The following is a 19,461-nucleotide window of genomic DNA, read 5'->3' on the forward strand; positions in this document are numbered from 1 at the left end:
AGCCGTCGCTCCGTTCGTGCAAGCCCTGTTCAAGGAACTCCCTGCCGCCATGTTGGGATATGCAAATTGCGCGCTGGACGGGAAGGCACGGTGGACATCGCCTCACTTGAGATCAAGGGCCGCACTGCGCCACGCGAGATCAAGGAGGAGTTGGATCGAAACCAACCGGGCATTCCTGCTCGGCGAATGGCGGAGGTATAACCCGTGAGCAACTACTTTTTCCCCAAGCTGTTGGCTGTGGAAGCCCTCGCCCCTTATCGCCTGCGCACGAACTGGAGCACCGGCGAGTCGCTGGAGGTCGATGTAGAAGGCGTATTGCGTTCAATCTCCCCGCTCACCGCCATCCTCAACCCGGAGGTGTTTGCCCGGGTTCATGTCGGCGAATGGGGTAACAGCGTCGAATGGATCGACGAGGAGTTCGGTGCGGACAACGTCTACGCCTGGGCCAAGGAACAGGCCGGCGATGTCAGCCATCAGATGTTCGACGAGTGGATGCACCGCAACGCGTTGTCGCTCAACACGGCGGCCGAGGCCCTGGGCATCAGCCGTCGCATGGTCAGCTACTACCGCACGGCGCACAAAGCCATCCCGCGTGCGATCTGGCTGGCCTGCCTCGGCTGGGAAGCGACCCGACCAAAGACCAAGACGCTTCCGCGTGCTTTGCCCACGGCTCGCGAGTATGCAGCACTCCACGCTTGACGAAAACGGACCTCTGCGATCCCACCGCGAGCGGTGCCTTGTTTGGTCGCGACTGGCCCGGTGCGCGCGCTGTAGGTGTGGCACGATTGGCTGGCCGATCATCGATCGCTTTTTCATGACGATTCCCGAAGCCTGCCAGTTGATCATGCAGGCGGCAGCGATCGGCGACGACGCGGACACCTTCGTGCTCGACATGGGCGAGCCGGTGAAGATCCGTTACCCGGATGAACGCTCGTGCTGACCTGTTGGTTTTCTGGATGAGCGGGGCTATGCTGGGTGGCAACAGCGCCCAAACCTCTGATGTCGGCTCGTCCGGCATTATGTTTGGGCCTTCTTTTGGGCGCGCGCGATGAGCGCCTGCCCCCAGCCCCGCAGCGCGAGGAACCGATCGAACCGGCGCCTGGTATCTATTCCATACGGCGGCGACGACTACCAGCAGTTGAAGGCGGCGATCGGCATCCACCTGCTCGACTTCGAACTCTTCAGCGCGCCCGAGCATCAAAGCCAGGCGCTGTGGTGCTTTGAGCTGCGCGACCGGGCACAGCCGCAGGTGAAACTCGGCGACGAGCTACAATTGAACCTGATCGAACTGCCCAAGGCCGACCGCCTGGGCAGCGGCACTCCCGCGCTGGCGGCATGGGTCGCCTTCCTCGAACACTGGCAGGAGGAAACCAGGATGTCTCGAATCACCTACGCACCGGTACAACAGGCGCTCGAGCACATCAAGAACCTGAGCGCCGACGACGAAACCCGCCGGCTGGCCTTCGTGCGCGAACGGGCCCTGCGCGACGAGCGCAGCGAAATCCGCGCCGCGCGGGAGGAAGGGAAGCTCGAAGGGAAACTTGAAGGGAAGCTCGAAGGCGAGGTCGCGGTGCTCGCGCGCCTGCTCACCCGCCGCTTTGGCCCGCTGTCGCCCGAAACCCGCCTGCACTTGCAGGACGCGACCACCGAACAGCTTGAGCGCTGGGCTGACCGGATTCTGGATGCGCAGTGCATTGATGAGGTGTTTGCGGAAAGCTGACGCCTGACTTCCGCCACAACATCGCGCACGGCGGGCATGACCACCACACCAAGACGGAGAAGTTCCTGGTGATCAAGGGAGCGGTTTGGCGATGAATTCACAAAAATTTTCGGCATCGAGCCCGACGCGCTCACGGCCAACGAAGCCCAGTACCTGGTTGGCTTCAAATCGATTGACGCCATCCGAAATCGCCTTGCTGCAGCAGAGCAAGAAATCGATCGCCGACTACGTTCAAAAGGAATTACCCGAGCGTCTGAAGCAACGGCATCTGGAGCACATGCTGACAAAGGTGTGACGCCTTCCCACCCCGACACGTTCGCGTGCCCGCTGTAAACTGCAAGATGCCCCAGGAACGGAGTGCGCACATGCGAATTTCTGCCGACAAGGCTCACCTTGCTTCCGACATTATCGCCAGGCAATACGGCGAAAATGCCCGGATATGGTTATTTGGCTCTCGCGCTGATGACAACCAGCACGGTGGCGATGTGGACCTCTACGTGGAAGCTGACTCCACGGACGTCATGCGAAAGGTTCGCTGCAAGGCAGCGCTTACCGAGTTGTTCGACCTGAAAGTGGACCTGATCGTAGGCACAGGCGACAAACCGATTCATCGCATTGCAAGATCAACTGGAGTGCGTTTGAAATGACCGAAAACCTCAGGATCATTCACAAGAAGCTCGGCTACCTGGCTCGCATGCAAACCGACTTGCAGCACTCCATTGGAAAGATGGCTTCTCCGCTCCGGAAGATACAGCTTGGCGATATTGCCGGAATGACGCCTGACGAGCGCGAGACGGTCTCCGCCTTCACGACCCGATTTGCCACGTATCAGGAGCAGATCGGCAAGACCATGCGAAGCATCGCAATTGAAGAGGAAAGCGCTACCACCCCGTTCGGAGCAATTCTTGCGCTGATGGAAAAGCTTGGGATCCTTGACAGTGGAGAGAAATGGAAGGAACTCCGAGAACTTCGCAATCTGGTCAGTCACGAATATGAGGACGATCCGGACGAACTGTTTCAGGTGCTCAACAAGCTGGTAGAGAACGCTCCGTACCTCACGGCTATCCACGAAAGAATCCAGGACTTTGTCACGCAAGCCTACCCGGCTGCTTCCTGATTCGAGGTACTGGCGAGCATCAACCCGGGTAACGATCTGGCCGACCTGATCGACCAGGAACGTGTGGGGCGCGTGACGACGGACGCCTCGGCCGATTCGCTCGCGCAGGCCGCAACCGAACTGGCCGATGCGCTCGAAGGCCCATCCCGGCTTCGCAGCGCGCTGCAAGTCTCTGTCGGCACGACTGTTCTCTGTCTACGCAAGAGAATCCACGAACAAGGAGACGCACGATGGCCAAACTGTCTTTGCGGCATCGAACAGGGCGGTGACAAGCAGCTTGTACAGCTCTGAATTGGGCTCTATATTTAGAGCTAATTCAGAAAGGAGAAATGAAATGGACGCGATCTACGCCGACTTCTCGGTCAGCATGTCCGAGTTCAAGAAGAACCCGGCCCAGGTGCTGCGCACCGCTGGCGAAAAACCCGTGGCGGTGCTCAACCATAACCGCCCGGCCTTCTACATGGTGACGCCCAAGCTCTTCGAGGCGCTGCTCGATGAGTTGGCCGACCGCGACTTGGTGGAACTTGCACGGCAGCGAGTGGCGCGCAAGGAAACCGCAGTCGAGGTGGACATTGACACTCTCTGACCCGTCCTCGACACCCACGCGCTACCGCCTGAAGTTTCTGCCCGAGGCCCTCGCCGAGTGGAACGCGTTGGATGGCAGCGTCAAGGAGGTGCTGAAGAAGCTCCTGCGGAAGCGACTGGAGCAACCCCGCCTGCCCGGGGCCGAACTTCATGGCGATCTGCGCGACTGCTACAAGATCAAGCTGCTCAAGCAGGGCTATCGGTTGGTTTACCAAGTCGAAGATGATGTGCTGGTAGTACTCGTCCTGGCAGTAGCCAAACGCGAGGATATGGCGGTTTACCGGGCAGCGGTAGATCGTTTGCTGTCCCGACAGTAACCCCCACGCTGCTTTGCCTATGCAGCGCATTCCGACGAACGTGACCGCCTACGCCGGCGAGTTTCTCGACAAGGACCGCATCCTGGAACGCTTTCTGGCGGAGCTTTGAGCGCGATGTGGCTGAGCGACGAGATCCGGACAAGCGCGAACTGCTGTAGGGGCGGAGGGGCACAAAACTGGGAATCTCCTTGCAGTGGAGCAACCATTGCACCTACATTTGATGTCATGCCGATACTTCGACGCTTTCCTGCGTCACGCGTACTGATGTATGCCGGTGATCACCTGCTTCCCCACGTCGATGTCAAATTGCGCGCTGGACGGGAAGGCACGGTGGACATCGCCTCACTTGAGATCAAGGGCCGCACTGCGCCACGCGAGATCAAGGAGGAGTTGGATCGAAACCAACCGGGCATTCCTGCTCGGCGAATGGCGGAGGTATAACCCGTGAGCAACTACTTTTTCCCCAAGCTGTTGGCTGTGGAAGCCCTCGCCCCTTATCGCCTGCGCACGAACTGGAGCACCGGCGAGTCGCTGGAGGTCGATGTAGAAGGCGTATTGCGTTCAATCTCCCCGCTCACCGCCATCCTCAACCCGGAGGTGTTTGCCCGGGTTCATGTCGGCGAATGGGGTAACAGCGTCGAATGGATCGACGAGGAGTTCGGTGCGGACAACGTCTACGCCTGGGCCAAGGAACAGGCCGGCGATGTCAGCCATCAGATGTTCGACGAGTGGATGCACCGCAACGCGTTGTCGCTCAACACGGCGGCCGAGGCCCTGGGCATCAGCCGTCGCATGGTCAGCTACTACCGCACGGCGCACAAAGCCATCCCGCGTGCGATCTGGCTGGCCTGCCTCGGCTGGGAAGCGACCCGACCAAAGACCAAGACGCTTCCGCGTGCTTTGCCCACGGCTCGCGAGTATGCAGCACTCCACGCTTGACGAAAACGGACCTCTGCGATCCCACCGCGAGCGGTGCCTTGTTTGGTCGCGACTGGCCCGGTGCGCGCGCTGTAGGTGATGCGTAGCGCGGTGTTTGTGTTCGCGTGCCTGGCGGTGGCGGTGTTGTCGCTGCTGCCCGGCACGGCGCTGCCGCCGGTGGCGTTCAACGTGTGGGACAAGGCGCAGCACGCCGCCGCCTTTGCGGCGCTGGCCGCGCTGGGCCTGTGGGCGTTTCCGCGCCAGCCGGTGGCGGTGGTGGGGGCCTTGCTGGGGTATGGCGTGTTGATCGAGCTGGCCCAAGGCGCCACCGGCTGGCGCTACGGCGACTGGCACGATTGGCTGGCCGATGCGGTGGGGGTGACGCTGGGCTGGGCGGCGTGGCGCTGCGGCGGGGTTGTGCGGGGAAGGATGGGCGTGGCGTAGCGGCTACAATCGGGGCTTCGCTGTTCCGGAGCCGGCCCTCATGTCCCGCAAGAAGCTGCCCATCGGTATTCAGACCTTCGCACGCATTCGCGAGGATGGCTGTTATTACGTCGACAAGACGGGCTTCGCGCTGCAGCTGATCGAGGAAGGCAATTACTACTTCCTGTCGCGCCCGCGGCGCTTTGGCAAGAGCTTGCTGCTCGACACGCTGGCCGAGCTGTTCGAGGGGAATGAGCCGCTGTTTCGCGGGCTGGCGGCGCATGGGAAATGGGACTGGACCCGGCGGTTTCCGGTGCTGCGGATCAGCTTTGGCGATGGGGTGTTGCAAAGCCGCGCGGCGCTGGATGAGCGGATCGACGAACTCTTGACGGAAAACGAGCAGCGACTGGGTTTGAGCGTCGAGCGCGCCAGCGTTGCCGGCCGCTTCGGGGCGCTGATTCGCCAGGCCGGGCAGGTGCATGGCCAGCGGGTGGTGGTGCTGGTCGATGAGTACGACAAGCCGATCCTGGACAACCTGACCCGGCCCGAGATCGCGCGCGAGATGCGCGACGGGTTGCGCAACCTGTATTCGGTGATCAAGGGCCAGGATGCCCACATCCGCTTCGCGATGCTCACCGGGGTGTCGAAGTTCAGCAAGGTGAGTTTGTTCTCGGGGCTGAACAACCTCAACGACATCACCCTGGATGAACGCTACTCGGCCCTCTGTGGCTATACCGACGAGGACGTCGACACGGTGTTCGCCCCGGAGCTGCCCGGGCTGGATCGGGACGAGATCCGCGCCTGGTACAACGGCTACAACTGGACGGGGACATCGGTCCATAACCCGTTCGATCTGTTGTTGCTGTTCCAGAAGCGGCAGTTCCGGCCGTTCTGGTTCGAGACGGGGACGCCGACTTTTCTGGTCGATTTGCTGACGGCACGGCGTACCTTTACGCCGGACCTGGAAAGGGTGGTGGCGCTCGAGTCGCTGCTCTCGAGCTTCGATGTCGACCGGATTCCGACCGAGGCGCTGATGTTCCAGGCGGGCTATCTGACCATCGATTCGGTGCGCTATCTGCCCGGCCTGATGCAGCTGACGCTGCGCTACCCGAACCTGGAGGTGCGCAGCAGCCTCAACAATGCCCTGCTGGAGGTGCTCTCCGACGACCCGGCGCGACACGGCGTGCACCTGCCCCAGCTCTACGACCTGCTGACGGCAAACGATTTCCCCGGCCTGCAGCAGCTGTTTACCGCCTTCTTCGCCAGCATTCCGCACGACTGGTACCGCAACAACCCGATCGCCCAGTACGAGGGCTACTACGCCAGCGTGTTCTACAGCCACTTCGCCGCGCTGGGGCTGGATATTCGGCTGGAGGATGTGACGAATCGCGGTCGGATCGACATGGTGGTGCTGTTCAACCGCAACGTCTATCTGTTCGAGTTCAAGGTGGTGGAGCTGGTGCCCGAAGGCAAGGCGCTGCAGCAGCTGCGCGACCGCGCCTACGCCGACAAGTACCGCGCCCGCGGTGAGCCGATCCACCTGATTGGGGTGGAGTTCAGCCGCGACAGCCGCAGTGTGGTGGGGTTCGAGGTCGAGCGGGTCGATGCGGCCTCCCAACATGGAAGCATCCATTCGTAGCGAAAGCCATTCGCCCTCGTTCGCCACGCTGCGCAAGTACGTTTTGATGCGTTTGCTATGATTGTACAAATCAAAGTCAGAAGTTTAGATTTGTAAAAATGATTCCTCGCCGTGCTCTTGCAACCCTTCATCGTCTGGCAAAGGGCTTTCCGGTGCTTGCCTTGACAGGCCCCCGGCAGGCCGGGAAGACGACGCTGGCGCGGCTCGCCTTCCCCGCCAAAAACTACGTCTCGCTCGAGAATCCGGACGAACGCGCGTTCGCTGGGGAGGACCCGAGGAGGTTCCTGCAACGCTTTCCGGACGGCGCGATTCTGGACGAAGTGCAGCGGTGCCCGGCGCTGCTTTCGTGGCTGCAGGGGATGGTTGATGGCCGCCGGCGCATGGGCGATTTTGTCCTTACCGGTTCGCAGCAATTCGAGCTGATATCGGGCATGACGCAGTCGTTGGCGGGGCGCGTGGGGCGGGTCGAGCTGCTGGCACTTTCGGCGGCGGAGCTCGAGCTTGCCGGACGCCTGCCCGATACCCTGGAGGGGTGCTTGTGGCGAGGGGGCTACCCGGCGCTCTATGATCGGGAGCTGGCGCCCGGTGACTGGTTTGCGAATTATGTCGCCACCTACGTGGAACGGGATGTGCGCCAGTTGATTGCGGTGCGTGACCTGGTGCAGTTCCAGCGGTTCGTGAAGATGTGTGCGGCGCGCTCGGGTCAGTTGCTGAATCTGACGTCGCTGGGGGCGGACTGCGGTGTTTCGGCAGTGACCGCACGGGAGTGGTTGTCGGTGCTGGAAGCGAGCTATCTGGTGATGAGGATGCCACCTTACCATCGTAATTTCGGCAAACGGTTGGTCAGGACACCCAAGCTCTACTTTCTGGATGTGGGGCTTATGGCTTGGTTGCTCGGCATCCGCAACGCGGACGAGATCGAAACGCATGCGGTGCGAGGGGCATTGTTCGAATCGTGGGTGGTGTCCGAACTGGCCAAGGAGCGGCTGAATGCTGGCGAGCCGCTCGACTTGTATTTTTGGCGCGACCACATCGGGCATGAAGTCGACGTCGTGTTCGAGACGCCGGCGGGCTTGCAGGCGGTGGAGATCAAGTCGGGGGCGACGTTTGCGTCCGACTGGCCGGGCCCGATACGCAAGTGGCAGGCGCTGGCCGGTGATGCCACGCCGTTGCCATGGATCGTCTTCGGTGGTGAGGGCGATTACGAACGGCAGGGATGCAGAGTTCTTGGCTGGCGGGATCTGGTGCAGCAGACAGCTGCACCCAGTAACGAATGACGTCTGGAAGGTTGTGATCGGATGAATGGTTTGACGATGGACGGGACGGGGCAGCGGTCGGCGGGCTGGGTGGCGTGGGTCGCGGGCTTGATGCTGGTGTTCGCGCCGCTGGTGCGCGGGGCGAACCGGCCGCTCGCGTTGCTGGCGCTGGAACTGCTGGCGCTGTTGCTGCTGGCGGGCGCGGTGGCGCGGCCGGTGTTCATGGAGCGGCTGTCGCGGCCGTTGCTGCTGGCGTTGGCGATGATGGTCGCGGTGCCGTTGCTGCAGCTCGCGCCGCTGCCGTTCGAACTCGGGGCGACGCTGCCGGGGCACGGAGCGTATGCCGTCGCGCAGTTGGAAGCGGGGGCGGCGCCGGAGTGGCTGGCGCTGTCGACGGTGCCTTATCTCACCGAGCAGGCGCTGTGGGCGCTGCTGCCGCCGCTGGCGGTGTTCCTGGTCGTGGTCGGGCTGGACGAGGCGCAGGTGCGGCGGCTGGTGATGGTGTTTGTCGCGGTCGCGGTGTTCCAGGCGGTGATGGGCCTGATGCAGTACGGCGCGGGGCCGGAATCCGCGCTGCGCTTCGGTTACGAGTCGTCCGGCGATAGCGCGATCGGCACCTATGCGAACCGCGGTCACCTCGCGGGCCTGCTGCTGATGGCGCTGCCGATCGGCCTCGCGCTGCTCGCGTCGACAATCTTTTCGCTGGACGAATCGGCGAGCCGCCGCCAGCGGCGGGGCGGGGCGCTGCACCGGCTGAAGGCGCTCGTCGGCGGCGAGGGCGAGATGAACCGCACGGCCGTGTATGCGGCGGTGTGCGTCGCGCTCCTGCTCGGCATCGTGTTCGCGCGCTCGCGTAGCGGGATCGCGCTCGGCATGGTCGGCGTGGTGCTGTCGGCGGTGGTGCTGATGCGCAATTTCGGCGCCGGTTTTGCGACGCGCATGGTCGGCGCGGTGTCGGCGCTCGGGGTCGCGCTGGCGGTGGCGGTCGGGCTCGCACCGGTGTTCGCGCGCTTCGCGCAGGACGCGACGGCAGATGCACGCTGGCCGATCCTCGACGCGACGCTGGAGGCGGCGTTGGCGTTCTTCCCGTTCGGCAGCGGCATGGGGACTTTTCCGGCGGTGATCCGGGCGTTCCATCCGGCTGAAATCGGCGGCGAAGCCTACATCAACCACGCGCACAACGACTTCGCCGAGTGGTGGATGGAAGGCGGCGTGCCGGCGCTCGTGCTGATGCTGACGCTGGCGGCGATCTACCTGCTGCGCTGGCGCGCGGTGTGGGCGGTGCGCAACTGGCGGCCGCTGCACATGATGCAGGTCGGCGCGGGGCTGGGCGTGCTGCTGATCCTGCTGTTCGGGCTGACGGACTACAACCTGCGCATTCCCGCGAATGCGATGTACTTCGCGTTCCTCGCGGCGGTGTTCTTCCACCCCGGCGAGCGGGAGCGGGTGCGCCGGCGCGGGGAGCGTCGTCGGCCGGCAGCGGTTGCGGAACCTGTCGCCGCGCAGGCGAGGGCGGAGCCTGTCGTGCCGCCGGGGACCCGGGCGGGGGAGGCCGGCGCGGGAGCGCGGCGCAATCCGTTTGCGGATTGAGCGTGGAGCCGGAAGCACTACGCGCCGTGGGATATACTTCCGCCGTATCCCATTCCATGAACTGGAGACTTCCATGACCACAAGCACCGTCTTCACGAATAATCGCAGCCAGGCCGTGCGACTGCCGGCAGACATGCGCTTGCCCGCGAACGTCAAGCAAGTGGACATCCGCGCCCGCGGGTTGGAGCGAATCATCGCGCCGCTGGGCCATACGTGGGATTCGTTCTTCATCGATGGGCCGCAGGTTGCCGACGATTTCATGGAAACCCGCGCCAGCCAGGAACAGCAGGAACGCGAAGCCCTCTGATGCTGCGCTATCTGCTCGATACGAACATCGTGATCTACGTGATCAAGCGCCGGCCACTGTCCGCATTGGCACTGTTCAACGAGAACGCGGGACATATGGCGATCTCGTCGATCACCCTCGCAGAGCTGATGCACGGCGCCGAGAAAAGCAACGCGCCGGGACGTTCGCTTGCCGCCGTAGAGGATTTTTGCAGCCGCCTCGAGGTGCTGCCCTACGGTCCGAAGGCCGCAATGCACTATGGCAACATCCGCGCACGACTCGAGTCTCGCGGCCAGACAATCGGTGTCAATGACCTGCACATCGCGGCCCACGCACGCAGCGAGGGTCTGACGCTCGTGTCGAACAACTTGCGCGAGTTCGAGCGGGTGGAAGCATTGCAACTGGCGAACTGGGCAGTCTGAGAAATGACGCTGCGGAAAATGGGAGACGTCGTCGTGCCCGACATCCCTGGAGGGGGCAGCCGAAGCCGCGTTCGCCCCGCTTCCTCAGCTGCGTAGCTGGCGGGCGAACAGGGCTGCCAGGGGGCGGGCGGCAACGCTCAGCGGCACGCCGCGCAGGGTCAGGATGCCGAGCGACATCGCGGGCGGCAGCGGTTCGACGGCAAACTGCTGCAGCCCGGCACCGAACAGGGAATCGCCGATCAGCCTCGTCGGACCGAAGCCGATGTGGTCAGTGCGACGCATCAGTTCCAGCATCAGCATTGGCGAGGCGCAGCGCACCGTGTGGGCCGGCACCTCGATGCCCTGGGCTTCGAGCCAGCGTATGAGATGGTTGCCCTGGCTGGCCTCGGTGAGATTGAGCACCCAGCTGGCTCCCCGCAACTCGTCCCAGCTGCGCGCCTTCTGCAGGGGATGGCCGACGCGGCCGGCGGGCGCAGCCGGGACCTCCGCCAACGCCTCGAATTCGATCTCGTACGGCAGGTCGCCCGGATTGGCCAGCGCGACGGCGAAATCGAGCCGCCCTTCGATGAGGCCGGGCAACACGTTCGTCAGGAGTCCTTCCTCCAGACTCAGCGCGGCATCGGGCTGGATGCGGCGAAAATCGCCCAGCACGCGCGGCAGCACCAATGCCGCCACGAGCGGCGTCAGCGCGATTGCGATGCGCGCCCCCGCGCCGCCGCGCAACAGGCGGATTTCCTCCCGGGCCTTGTCCAGCGTCGCCAGGGCGAGGCGCGCACGCACCAGCAGCGCACGACCTGCCGGGGTGAAATCCACCCCCCTGTAACTGCGCGTCAACAGTTCGGCGCCGACGTCTTCCTCGAGCTCGCGCAGCGCCTTCGTCAGCGCGCTCTGGCTGAGATTCATCGCGCGTGCCGCAGCGCGGATCGAACCCGCTTCGGCGACCTGGACGAGCGCCTTGAGCTGGTGGTCCTTCATCGCGTGAGGTGATTACCTTGGGTTGTCATTGCGGAAAAAGTACTGCCTTCCGTCGTTCACTGCAAATCCTATTATCGACTCATGAACATCGTTGATCGATTCCTCCCCGACGAAGCCGCGATGAAGACCTGGCGGCGCACGATCCACCAGCAGCCTGAACTCGGCTTCAACGAAGTCGCGACCAGCCGCCTGGTCGCCGAGTGCCTCGCGCAATGGGGCTTCGAGGTGCATGGCGGCATCGCGGCGACCGGCGTCGTTGGCACCCTGAGCTGGGGGCAGGGCGGCCCGCGTCTGGGCCTGCGGGCCGACATGGACGCGCTGCCGATCCAGGAACAGACCGGCCTGGCGTGGGCGAGCCGCACGCCGGGCCAGATGCACGCCTGCGGCCACGACGGCCACACCGCGATGCTGCTCGGCGCCGCGGAAGTCTTCGGGCGCATGCACAGGGAAGGGCGCCTGCCGGGGAGCGGTGCGCTCAATCTCATCTTCCAGCCTGCCGAAGAACTGGGCGGTGGGGGCGGGGCGAAGCGCATGCTCGACGAGGGCCTGTTCGAACGCTTCCCGTGCGACGCGATCTTCGCAATGCACAACTATCCCGGCGTCCCGACAGGCCACTTCCGCTTCCGCGCCGGCCCCTTCATGGCTTCCTCCGACAAGGTGCTGATCCGCTTTACGGGCAAGGGCGGCCACGGCGCGCTGCCGCACATGGCGGCCGACCCGACGCTGCCCGCTGCGGCGACGGTGCTCGCGCTGCAGGGCATCGTCGGACGCAACGTCGATCCGGTCGACATGGCCGTCATCAGCGTGGGGCGCATCGCGGCGGGTAACACCTACAACGTGATCCCGGAGATGGCCGAGATCGAACTGAGCGTGCGCGCCCTGCGACCCGAGGTGCGCGATCTCCTCGAAGCGCGCATTCGGGCGCTCGTCGCGGGGCAGGCGGCGTCCTTCGGGGTGGGCTGCGACGTGCACTACGAGCGCGGCTATCCGGTGCTGGTGAACAGCGCAGCCGAGACGCGCCTCGCCGTGGAGGTCGCTCGCGAACTGGCCGGCGACGCGCAAGTGGATGATGAGGCCGCGCCGCTGAGCGGCAGCGAGGATTTCGCCTTCATGCTGCAGCAGGTGCCCGGCTGTTATCTGCTGATTGGCAACGGCGACAACGGTTTCGGCGGGGGTGAGCACCTCGGGCCGTGCAGCGTGCATAACCCGCATTACGACTTCAATGACGCCTGCCTGGCACCCGGCGCCGCCTTCTGGGTGGCACTCGCCGGACGTTTCTTTGGCGCGTGAAGGGTATCCGCCACGGGCATTCACAAGCCGCATTCAAAACGATAAATACCGCACTACCGGAGGAGACGAGACCCATGAGCATCAGCAGCGAAAAGGCAGCACCCCGCACCAGCCAGGTCATTGCGGCCGTCATCGGCAACGCGCTGGAATGGTATGACTTCATCGTCTTCGGCTTTCTCGCCGTGGTCATTTCGCGCCTGTTCTTTCCGTCGGACAGCGAATACAGCTCGCTCTTGATGACGACCGCGACCTTCGGCGTCGGCTTTTTCATGCGCCCCGTCGGCGGCATCCTGCTCGGCATCTATGCCGACCGCAAAGGGCGCAAGGCTGCGCTGCAGCTCATCATAGGCATGATGACGGTGGCGATCGCGCTGATCGCCTTCGCCCCGCCCTACGCCGCGATCGGCATCGCCGCGCCGCTCGTGCTCGTGCTCGCGCGCCTGCTGCAGGGCTTTGCCACCGGCGGCGAGTTCGCCAGCGCGACCGCCTTCCTGATCGAGAGCGCACCGCCCAATCGCCGCGGGCTGTACGGTTCGTGGCAGATGTTCGGCCAGGGGCTGGCGGTGTTCTGCGGCGCCGGGGTCACGGCCTTGGTCACGCGCGGCCTGTCGCCCGAGGCGCTCGACGCCTGGGGCTGGCGCATCCCCTTCCTGATCGGCCTGCTGATCGGCCCGGTCGGCCTGTGGATCCGCCGCCACCTGTCGGAGACCGAGGCCTTCCTCGAAGCGCATCAGGCGCCGAAGGAAAAGCAGTCCCTCGCGCGCATGCTGCGCAATCACCTGCGCGAGGTGTTCGCGGTGATGGGCGTCTCCGTGTGCGGCACGGTCGGCTTCTACGTGATCCTGGTGTACATGCCGACTTTCGCCAACAAGCAGCTGGGTTTGCCGCTCAACGACGCCTTCACCGCCCAGGTCATCGCGGTCGCGCTGCTGACCGCCCTGATGCCGGTGTTCGGCGCGCTGTCCGACCGCATCGGACGGCGGATCATGGTCATCGCCGCAACGGCCGGGCTGCTCATCGTGCTGTATCCGCTGTTCAGCTGGGTGCATGCCGCGCCGTCCTTCGGCCGCCTCATGACCATGCAGGTGGTGTTGTGCACGCTCCTCGCCGTGTATTTCGGGCCGATCTCCGCCGTGATGGCCGAGCAGTTCCCCGCCGGCGTGCGCTCGACGGGGCTGGCGCTGGCGTACAACGTCGCGGTGATGGTGTTCGGCGGCTTCGCGCAATTCATCGTGACCTGGTTGATCCACACCACCGGCGTGGCGATCGCTCCAGTGTTCTATGTGATGTTCGCCGCGGCCCTGGGCTTCGTGGCGGCGCTCTTCCTGACCGACCGCACGCATGTGGTGCACCTGGCGGCCGTCGATGAAGAGGTGCCGGAAATCCCGCTGCAGCGGAAAGCGGGTAATAGCTTGACGCGGCGTCTCGCGGCTCGCGGCGCGTAATCTCCACGGCGGCCGATCGGCTGCTTCAGCTTTCACGGCGGGGCGGTCTCGGAGAAGCGTTCGGCACTGGTCTGCTTTCGCCAGGTTCCCGACCGGCGTTCGCAGGCGTTGCTCAGCGCCGCAGGTCGGCGAGCAGCGCGTCGGCCAGTGCCTCCTCGTCGATCGCCAGCCGTTCGGCAAGCATCGCGTCCGCGAGCGCGTCGTCCCACAGGGCGCCGACGGCGGCATCGTCGAGGGGGCGCCCGGGCCGCGGCGCGCCGACGACGGCCGCGCGGTAGTCGGCTGCCGAAAAGCGCCACGGCCGGGCTTCGTGTTCGCGGACCATGTGGTTGCCGATGCGCAGGCCCGGCCAGTCGAAATCGCCGTGGTAGTGCAGCGTCGCGCCGGCGGCGCGCAATTGCGCGAGCAGGGTGCGCTGGGCCGCGGCCGGCATGCCGTCGGTGCACACCAGCGGTGCACAGCGCGGCCCCAACTGGTCGGCGGCGATCGCGAGCAGGTTCGGATTCTCGCAGACGAAGACCGGGCGGCCATCGACGGGCCAGGCCTGCGGCGAACGTACCAGGCTGCGCAGCGAGAGATAGGCCGGTTCGCCCGGTTGGGTGCCGGTCGGCCCGGGGAGGTTGAGGGCCAGCGCCGGCCGCGCCAGCTCGTTGACCAGCACGCCGGCCGCAGCCCACAGATCCCGCGCGCGTTCGCCGTCGCCGTCGCCGTCGTTGTCGTTGGCGGCTGCGGCCTTTTGGCGCAGCGCCGTGAGGACCAGCGTGCCGACCGGGCTGCCGGCGTCGAGCGCGTGTGCATCGCCGAGCGCGGCAACGGCCAGCTGCGCGCGCGGAATGCCCGCTGCGGGCAGCCGCCGCAACACCTGATCAGCGTCGCGGACGAGGCGGGTGCCGGCCTCGGGCCGGCTGGCGCACAGCCGCTTCAGCAGCCCGAGTCCGATGGATGTCTGGAGTGCCGAATGCAGGTCGGGGTGTTCGCAGTCCTCGACCACCCCCTGCCAGTGCGAGCGAACCCGCAGGCGTTGGGCCGCGGTGTCGATGATCGGTCCGTCGAGCTGCTCGAGGGCGTCGCGCAAGGACGGGGCGAGACCCGCACGGGCGAGCGCGGCGTCGATCTCCGCCACGTCGATCTGCATCGATCGCACATGGCGCGCCGGGCGGCCGGCGAGCGCCGCGAGGGCTGCATGTTCGGCTTCGCTCAGCGCGCCCAGACGCAGAACACCGGCCGGTGCGCCGCGCTCATAGCGCTGGCGCAGCCGCCTGCGCAGCCCCGCAAGGGTTTCGCCGCCGAGCAGCCGTTGCAGCCGGGCATCGATCGTCATTCAGGGGGAAAGCGTCGATCCGGATCGTCTTCGCGCCGCCGGGCGCGACCATCCCAGGTCCAGCGCGAGACATGCACCGCATCGACGCCTTCGCGCCGCTGCAGCTGGCAGATCGCCACGCCCGGCAGCTCCGCGTAACAGGCCCACTCACGCTCGCTGGTGATGACGAAGTCGAGGTCGAACTCGTGGATCAGGCCCATGCAGTGCGCGCGGGCGGCATCGTCGATGCCGGCGAACGCTTCGTCGAGCAGCACCAGGCGCGGAGCAAAGGCATATCCCCCCTGGCTGTAATAGCTCGACACCGCGGCGAAGAGCGGCACCGTCAGGCCCAGCGCGCGTTCGCCGCTCGAGGCCGGGCCGGACAGCGGGCGCCACTCGCCGTCCTGCCAGCGCTGCACGCGAAAGCGGTGCCAGCGCCGGTAGTCGAGCGCCTGGGCGAGCTGTTCGAGCAGGCTGCCGCCGGCCGCGTCGGCCCTCATGCGTTCGGCGGCGATGCGCTGGTGCAGCATCGCGCCGACCACCCGCCGGTCTTCGGCCGACCACAGGTCGGTGCTGGTATTGAGCAGCCGCTTGCGCGCAGCTTCGAGGCCGACCGGCGCGCCCTCGGCGCCCTCCGGCAGCGGCTGCCACAGCAGGCGGAATTTCACGCCGGTGGACGTGGGGCGCTTGTGCAGTTCCTTGTTGATCGCGTCGACCTGGCGCTCGGCCGCCTGCATGAGCCGCTGTACTTCGGCGGCGATCTCCGCCTGCAAGTGGTTTTCGAGCAGCGTGCGCTCGCGCGCCGTCAGGAGTTCCCGGCGCTGGGCGATCTCGGCATCGAGTCGGGCGGTGAGCTGGTCGGGGCGCTGCGGGCGGTTCTGATAGACGACGCTGACGACCATGCCGTAGTCGCTGGTGTCGGCCTGCGCCTGCTGGCCGAGCGCGGTCAGCGCGCGACCGAGTTCGCTGTAATCGTGCGAGATCTGGCTCTGGATGCGCGTCCACGCGTCGTCGTCGTCTGCCACGTGCGCGAGCGCTTGCTCGGTGCGGCGGGCAAGGTTGAGCGCCGGCTCGATCGTCCACGGCGTACCCGGGCCGGGCAGCTCGGCATCGGGCAGCGCGGCGGACAGCAAGCCGGTGGCGGCGAAGCCCTGCAGCTGTGCGATGGCGCGTTGGCGTGCATCGGCGCGTTCCTGCAAGGTGGCGTCGGCGTCCTGCATCTTCTGCTCGCCGCGGGCGCGCGCTTCGCCGGCCGCGCGCCAGGCCTCGAAGGCGGCTTTGGACTGGCGCTCGCCGTCGGTCACGGCGTTGCGCGCCTCCCGCAGGCGCTGGTGCAGTTCGTCGACCTGGGCGCCGATCGATTCGCGCAAGGTGGCGAGCCGAACCTGCGCGTCGTCGCTCTGCAGGCGGCGCTCGGCGACCTGCTCGGCGCGCTGGCGCGCGTCGGCCTCGGCTTCGTGGCTGCGCGCCTGCTGCTGCGCCAGTTCGCTCGCCGCCAGCCGCAATTCGTGCGCCGCCTGGACGAGCATGTGCAGCATTTCGTTGAAGTGCATGAGGGCGACGCCGACGGCGTCCAGCGCCGCGGCAGTCGTCGGCAGGTGCAGGTCCGTCGCATCCGCCGCCAGCGCATCGCGGCGGCTTTGCAAGGCATCGTTGGCTGTGCGCAACTGTCGTTCGGCCTCGTCGAGCCGGCTGCGGGCGGCCTGGAACTCGCGTTCGCGGGCGGCGGCATCGGCGTGCGCGGCGCGCAGGGCGTCGTCGGACGGTGCGCACTGCCATTCGGCGGCCGCCCGGGTCTGGCGCTGCGTGAGCGTGGTGAGGTCGAGGTCGATCGCCCGCAATGCCTCGGCGATCGCCTGCCGGCGCTGCGCGATCTCGGCGAGTCGCCGGGTGCGGGCCGCGGCGCGGGCGGCGTAGCCAATGTAGGCGGCCTGGGGCTTGTGCCAGGCCCCGGCCAGTGCGCCGAGGCGAAAGCGGCCGTCGGGCGCGACCCAGCCTTCGGCCCGGCCGTCGTCTTCGGCGGTGCAGGCGATGCCTTCGAGCAGGCGTGTCAGCAGCGCGGCATCGACGTCGGCGGGCTCGGCGCCGGCGGCCGGGGCCAGCCACGCGGCGAGCGAGGCGCCCTGGCACGGCCGTTTGAGCCACTGGGTGTCGTGCAGCGGCGCGCCGCCGGCAGGCTGCAGCCGGCCGTCGGGTGCGACCCAGGCGTCGAGCAGGCCCGCCGCTTCGAGCGCGGCTTCGAGACCGGCCCGCTCGGGCGCGCCGACGTGCGCGCGAAAATCGACCAGCTGCCACAGCGGCGCGCCGGCGCGCTGCGTTCGTGCGTCGGCAGCACGGGTAGGCGGCATTGGTGGTGCGGCATCCTCGCCCTGCAGCAGCCGTTCGCGCTCGGCATCCAGCGCGAGCTGTTCATCGACCAGTGTCTGCTGCGCGGCAAGGTGGCTGGCGCGCAGTTGTGCCAGCACGTCGGCGGCGCGCTGCTGCGCCTGCAGCAAGACGGCGCGGGCCGGGTTGTCGCCTTGCAGGCTGCCGACCCACAGCGTCAGGGCGGGCAAGGGCGGCTCATCGATGTGCAACTCCGCCAGACTCGCGAAGTGCTCCTGCCAGGCCGCGATCAGGCGCTTGCCTTCGGTCTCGACGGTGGCGTCGGCGGCGCTGCGGCGGGCCGCGGCGGCTTCAGTTTCGTCCAGGCGTTCGTCACGGGCCTGTTGCCGGCCTGTGTGCGCCGCCTCGGCCTGCGTCACGTCGCCGACGCGGCGCTGCACCAGCGCGAGCTGTTCGCGCCGCGTCGCCGTCGCGTGGCGCAGATCGTTGCGGGCGGTGTCGAAGGGCAGGGGGTCGAGCGTCGCCACCTCGGCCGCCGGCAGCGCCGCGAGCGGATTGAGCTGCCACGGCTCGCCGATGCCGCTCGCCCGTGCTGCGGTGGCGGCCTCTTCGCGTGCCGCGGCGAGGGATCCTTCGGCCAGCGTCCGGCGTGCGTCGCGTTCCTGCAGCGCGCGGCATTCGCGCTCGAAGCGGGCCGCGGCCTCATCGGCCATGCGCGTCGCGGTGGCGAGGTCGGCGGTGCGTGCCTGGGCGTCGCGTTCGGCCTGGGCGAGGCGATTCGCGTCCTTCATCGCCGGGTCGGACTGCAACTGCTCGAGCCGGGTGCGCCCGGCCTGCAGGGCGGCGTCGGCGGCCTCGGCGCGGCTCTTCGCCTCGCGCTCGGCGTCCTGCGCGGCCTGCCAGGCCGTGCGCGCTTCGTTGAGGGCACGGCTGGCGCCGTCGTAGCCGGTTTGCGCGCTGCGCAGGGCACGGGACTGACGCCGCGCGTTGGTTGCGGCATAACGCTGGTAGCGCTGGTTGAACGTCCCGACCGCCTTCGCCAGGAGTTCGTAATCCTGCAACTCGCGGCGATATTCCTCGAGCTGGTTCAGCGCGTCGGCGACGTCGGTCAGCAGGTCGGCCGACATCGGCGGCAGCGCCTCGGTCAGCGCATCGGAGAGGTTGCCTTCGTCGGGCTTCTTGGAAAGCTGCGGCTGGCGCAACTGGACCAGCGTGTCCATCAAGGCCGCATAGCGCGCGGCCCCCAACTGGAACAGCCGCTCGTCGACGGCGCGGCGGTACGCGGTAGCCGTATCGAACACCTGGCCGTGGTCCTGCAACGCCTCCCGCAGGCGCTCTCTGGTGAGCACGTGGCGCGCCGGACTGGTGAGCCACAGATCCTGGCCGAGGCGCCGCGCCTCCAGCACGAAGAACCACGCCTCCACCTGCGCCCGCGCGGCGGCCGCCGACAGGCCGCAGCCGAGGCTCAGGTAGGCGGGCTGGCCGTCTTCGGCGATCCGACCGAACTCGATCCATGCGTAGCCGATGCGCCTGTCGAGCTTGCCGAGCAGCAGGTTCCACGCCATTTTCTTGCCGGCATCGCCGTCGGGCTCGATGCGCGAGGGTTTCAACTGCGCATCGAACAGGAACGGCAGGGTCAGCGACAGCACCTTCGACTTGCCGGTGCCGTTGTTGCCGCGCAGCAGCAGGTGGCCGTCGCGGAACCAGAATTCCTCGCTGTCGTAGTGAAAGAGCTCGACGAGGCCGAGTCGCAGCGGTTGCCAGCGGGCCAGCGTCGGCACCGGCAGTGCCGGGCGGGCGCCGGCGACCGGGAGAGCGGGCGGAAGGTCGATCAGGGTATCCGGAGTATTCAA

21 protein-coding genes are annotated in these 19,461 nt (G+C 66.6%); 18 read left to right on the forward strand and 3 right to left on the reverse strand.

The features are described from left to right. The first annotated feature begins 204 nt into the window (after window positions 1-204). From GO606_RS02610 to vapC, 16 genes are all read left to right on the forward strand, one after another. On the forward strand, window positions 205-699 hold the full coding sequence (locus GO606_RS02610) for a DUF2442 domain-containing protein (protein ID WP_169118929.1): 495 nt from the start codon (window positions 205-207) through the stop codon (window positions 697-699). Then, window positions 680-940: a polysaccharide biosynthesis protein gene (locus tag GO606_RS21900; protein ID WP_169118930.1), complete on the forward strand. Its 261-nt coding sequence runs from the start codon at window positions 680-682 to the stop codon at window positions 938-940. The genes GO606_RS02610 and GO606_RS21900 overlap by 20 nt, the downstream gene beginning before the upstream one ends. 108 nt (window positions 941-1,048) lie before the next feature. After that, window positions 1,049-1,720 (forward strand): PD-(D/E)XK nuclease family transposase, encoded by a 672-nt coding sequence (locus GO606_RS02620; protein WP_169118931.1) that lies wholly within the window; start codon window positions 1,049-1,051, stop codon window positions 1,718-1,720. Between the two features lie 91 nt (window positions 1,721-1,811). Then, window positions 1,812-2,015: a hypothetical protein gene (locus tag GO606_RS02625; RefSeq protein ID WP_169118932.1), complete on the forward strand. Its 204-nt coding sequence runs from the start codon at window positions 1,812-1,814 to the stop codon at window positions 2,013-2,015. 70 nt (window positions 2,016-2,085) lie between these two features. After that, on the forward strand, window positions 2,086-2,367 hold the full coding sequence (locus GO606_RS02630) for a nucleotidyltransferase family protein (protein WP_169118933.1): 282 nt from the start codon (window positions 2,086-2,088) through the stop codon (window positions 2,365-2,367). Continuing rightward, window positions 2,364-2,837, forward strand: coding sequence for a ribonuclease HepT family protein (locus GO606_RS02635; RefSeq protein WP_169118934.1), 474 nt, complete (start codon window positions 2,364-2,366; stop codon window positions 2,835-2,837). Before GO606_RS02630 ends, GO606_RS02635 begins: the two co-directional genes overlap by 4 nt. 72 nt (window positions 2,838-2,909) lie before the next feature. Continuing rightward, window positions 2,910-3,128, forward strand: coding sequence for a hypothetical protein (locus GO606_RS02640; protein WP_211166670.1), 219 nt, complete (start codon window positions 2,910-2,912; stop codon window positions 3,126-3,128). Between the two features lie 43 nt (window positions 3,129-3,171). Continuing rightward, a complete protein-coding gene (locus GO606_RS02645; protein WP_011239190.1) occupies window positions 3,172-3,423 on the forward strand; it encodes a type II toxin-antitoxin system Phd/YefM family antitoxin in 252 nt (83 codons plus the stop codon). Next, window positions 3,410-3,739 (forward strand): type II toxin-antitoxin system RelE family toxin, encoded by a 330-nt coding sequence (locus tag GO606_RS02650; RefSeq protein ID WP_169118935.1) that lies wholly within the window; start codon window positions 3,410-3,412, stop codon window positions 3,737-3,739. The genes GO606_RS02645 and GO606_RS02650 overlap by 14 nt, the downstream gene beginning before the upstream one ends. Before the next feature lie 444 nt (window positions 3,740-4,183). Continuing rightward, the gene (locus tag GO606_RS02655) at window positions 4,184-4,678 is read left to right on the forward strand and encodes a DUF2442 domain-containing protein (protein ID WP_169118929.1); all 495 of its coding nucleotides are present in this window, start codon (window positions 4,184-4,186) and stop codon (window positions 4,676-4,678) included. Between the two features lie 78 nt (window positions 4,679-4,756). After that, window positions 4,757-5,101 carry a VanZ family protein gene (locus tag GO606_RS02660; protein ID WP_169118736.1) on the forward strand — a complete coding sequence of 115 codons (345 nt, stop codon included), beginning with the start codon at window positions 4,757-4,759 and terminating at the stop codon, window positions 5,099-5,101. Window positions 5,102-5,141: 40 nt separating this feature from the next. Further along, the gene (locus GO606_RS02665) at window positions 5,142-6,719 is read left to right on the forward strand and encodes an ATP-binding protein (RefSeq protein WP_169118735.1); all 1,578 of its coding nucleotides are present in this window, start codon (window positions 5,142-5,144) and stop codon (window positions 6,717-6,719) included. Window positions 6,720-6,817: 98 nt separating this feature from the next. After that, the gene (locus tag GO606_RS02670; protein ID WP_169118734.1) at window positions 6,818-7,996 is read left to right on the forward strand and encodes an ATP-binding protein; all 1,179 of its coding nucleotides are present in this window, start codon (window positions 6,818-6,820) and stop codon (window positions 7,994-7,996) included. Between the two features lie 21 nt (window positions 7,997-8,017). Continuing rightward, window positions 8,018-9,565 carry an O-antigen ligase family protein gene (locus GO606_RS02675; protein ID WP_169118733.1) on the forward strand — a complete coding sequence of 516 codons (1,548 nt, stop codon included), beginning with the start codon at window positions 8,018-8,020 and terminating at the stop codon, window positions 9,563-9,565. A gap of 73 nt (window positions 9,566-9,638) precedes the next feature. Next, window positions 9,639-9,872: a type II toxin-antitoxin system VapB family antitoxin gene (gene vapB, locus GO606_RS02680; RefSeq protein ID WP_169118732.1), complete on the forward strand. Its 234-nt coding sequence runs from the start codon at window positions 9,639-9,641 to the stop codon at window positions 9,870-9,872. Next, complete coding sequence (vapC, locus tag GO606_RS02685) at window positions 9,872-10,273, forward strand: type II toxin-antitoxin system tRNA(fMet)-specific endonuclease VapC (RefSeq protein ID WP_169118731.1); 402 nt, start codon at window positions 9,872-9,874, stop codon at window positions 10,271-10,273. The genes vapB and vapC overlap by 1 nt, the downstream gene beginning before the upstream one ends. A gap of 84 nt (window positions 10,274-10,357) precedes the next feature. On the opposite strand, the gene GO606_RS02690 is transcribed toward vapC, so the two are convergent. After that, window positions 10,358-11,248, reverse strand: coding sequence for a LysR substrate-binding domain-containing protein (locus GO606_RS02690; RefSeq protein WP_169118730.1), 891 nt, complete (start codon window positions 11,246-11,248; stop codon window positions 10,358-10,360). Between the two features lie 120 nt (window positions 11,249-11,368). Here GO606_RS02690 and GO606_RS02695 point away from each other — a divergent pair, with 120 nt between their 5' ends. Further along, entirely contained in the window at window positions 11,369-12,538 is a 1,170-nt protein-coding gene (locus GO606_RS02695) for a M20 aminoacylase family protein (protein WP_211166641.1), read from the forward strand. 74 nt (window positions 12,539-12,612) lie between these two features. Continuing rightward, window positions 12,613-13,983 (forward strand): citrate-proton symporter, encoded by a 1,371-nt coding sequence (locus GO606_RS02700; protein ID WP_246979307.1) that lies wholly within the window; start codon window positions 12,613-12,615, stop codon window positions 13,981-13,983. Between the two features lie 112 nt (window positions 13,984-14,095). Here the strand turns inward: GO606_RS02700 and GO606_RS02705 are convergent, their stop codons facing one another. Together GO606_RS02705 and GO606_RS02710 are read right to left on the reverse strand one after the other, a co-directional pair. Further along, a complete protein-coding gene (locus GO606_RS02705; protein ID WP_169118728.1) occupies window positions 14,096-15,304 on the reverse strand; it encodes a TIGR02679 family protein in 1,209 nt (402 codons plus the stop codon). Beyond that, window positions 15,301-19,461, reverse strand: a complete 4,161-nt coding sequence (locus GO606_RS02710; protein WP_246979309.1) for a TIGR02680 family protein — start codon at window positions 19,459-19,461, stop codon at window positions 15,301-15,303. Before GO606_RS02710 ends, GO606_RS02705 begins: the two co-directional genes overlap by 4 nt.

The organism is Aromatoleum anaerobium, from assembly GCF_012910705.2.
Lineage (GTDB): Bacteria > Pseudomonadota > Gammaproteobacteria > Burkholderiales > Rhodocyclaceae > Aromatoleum > Aromatoleum anaerobium.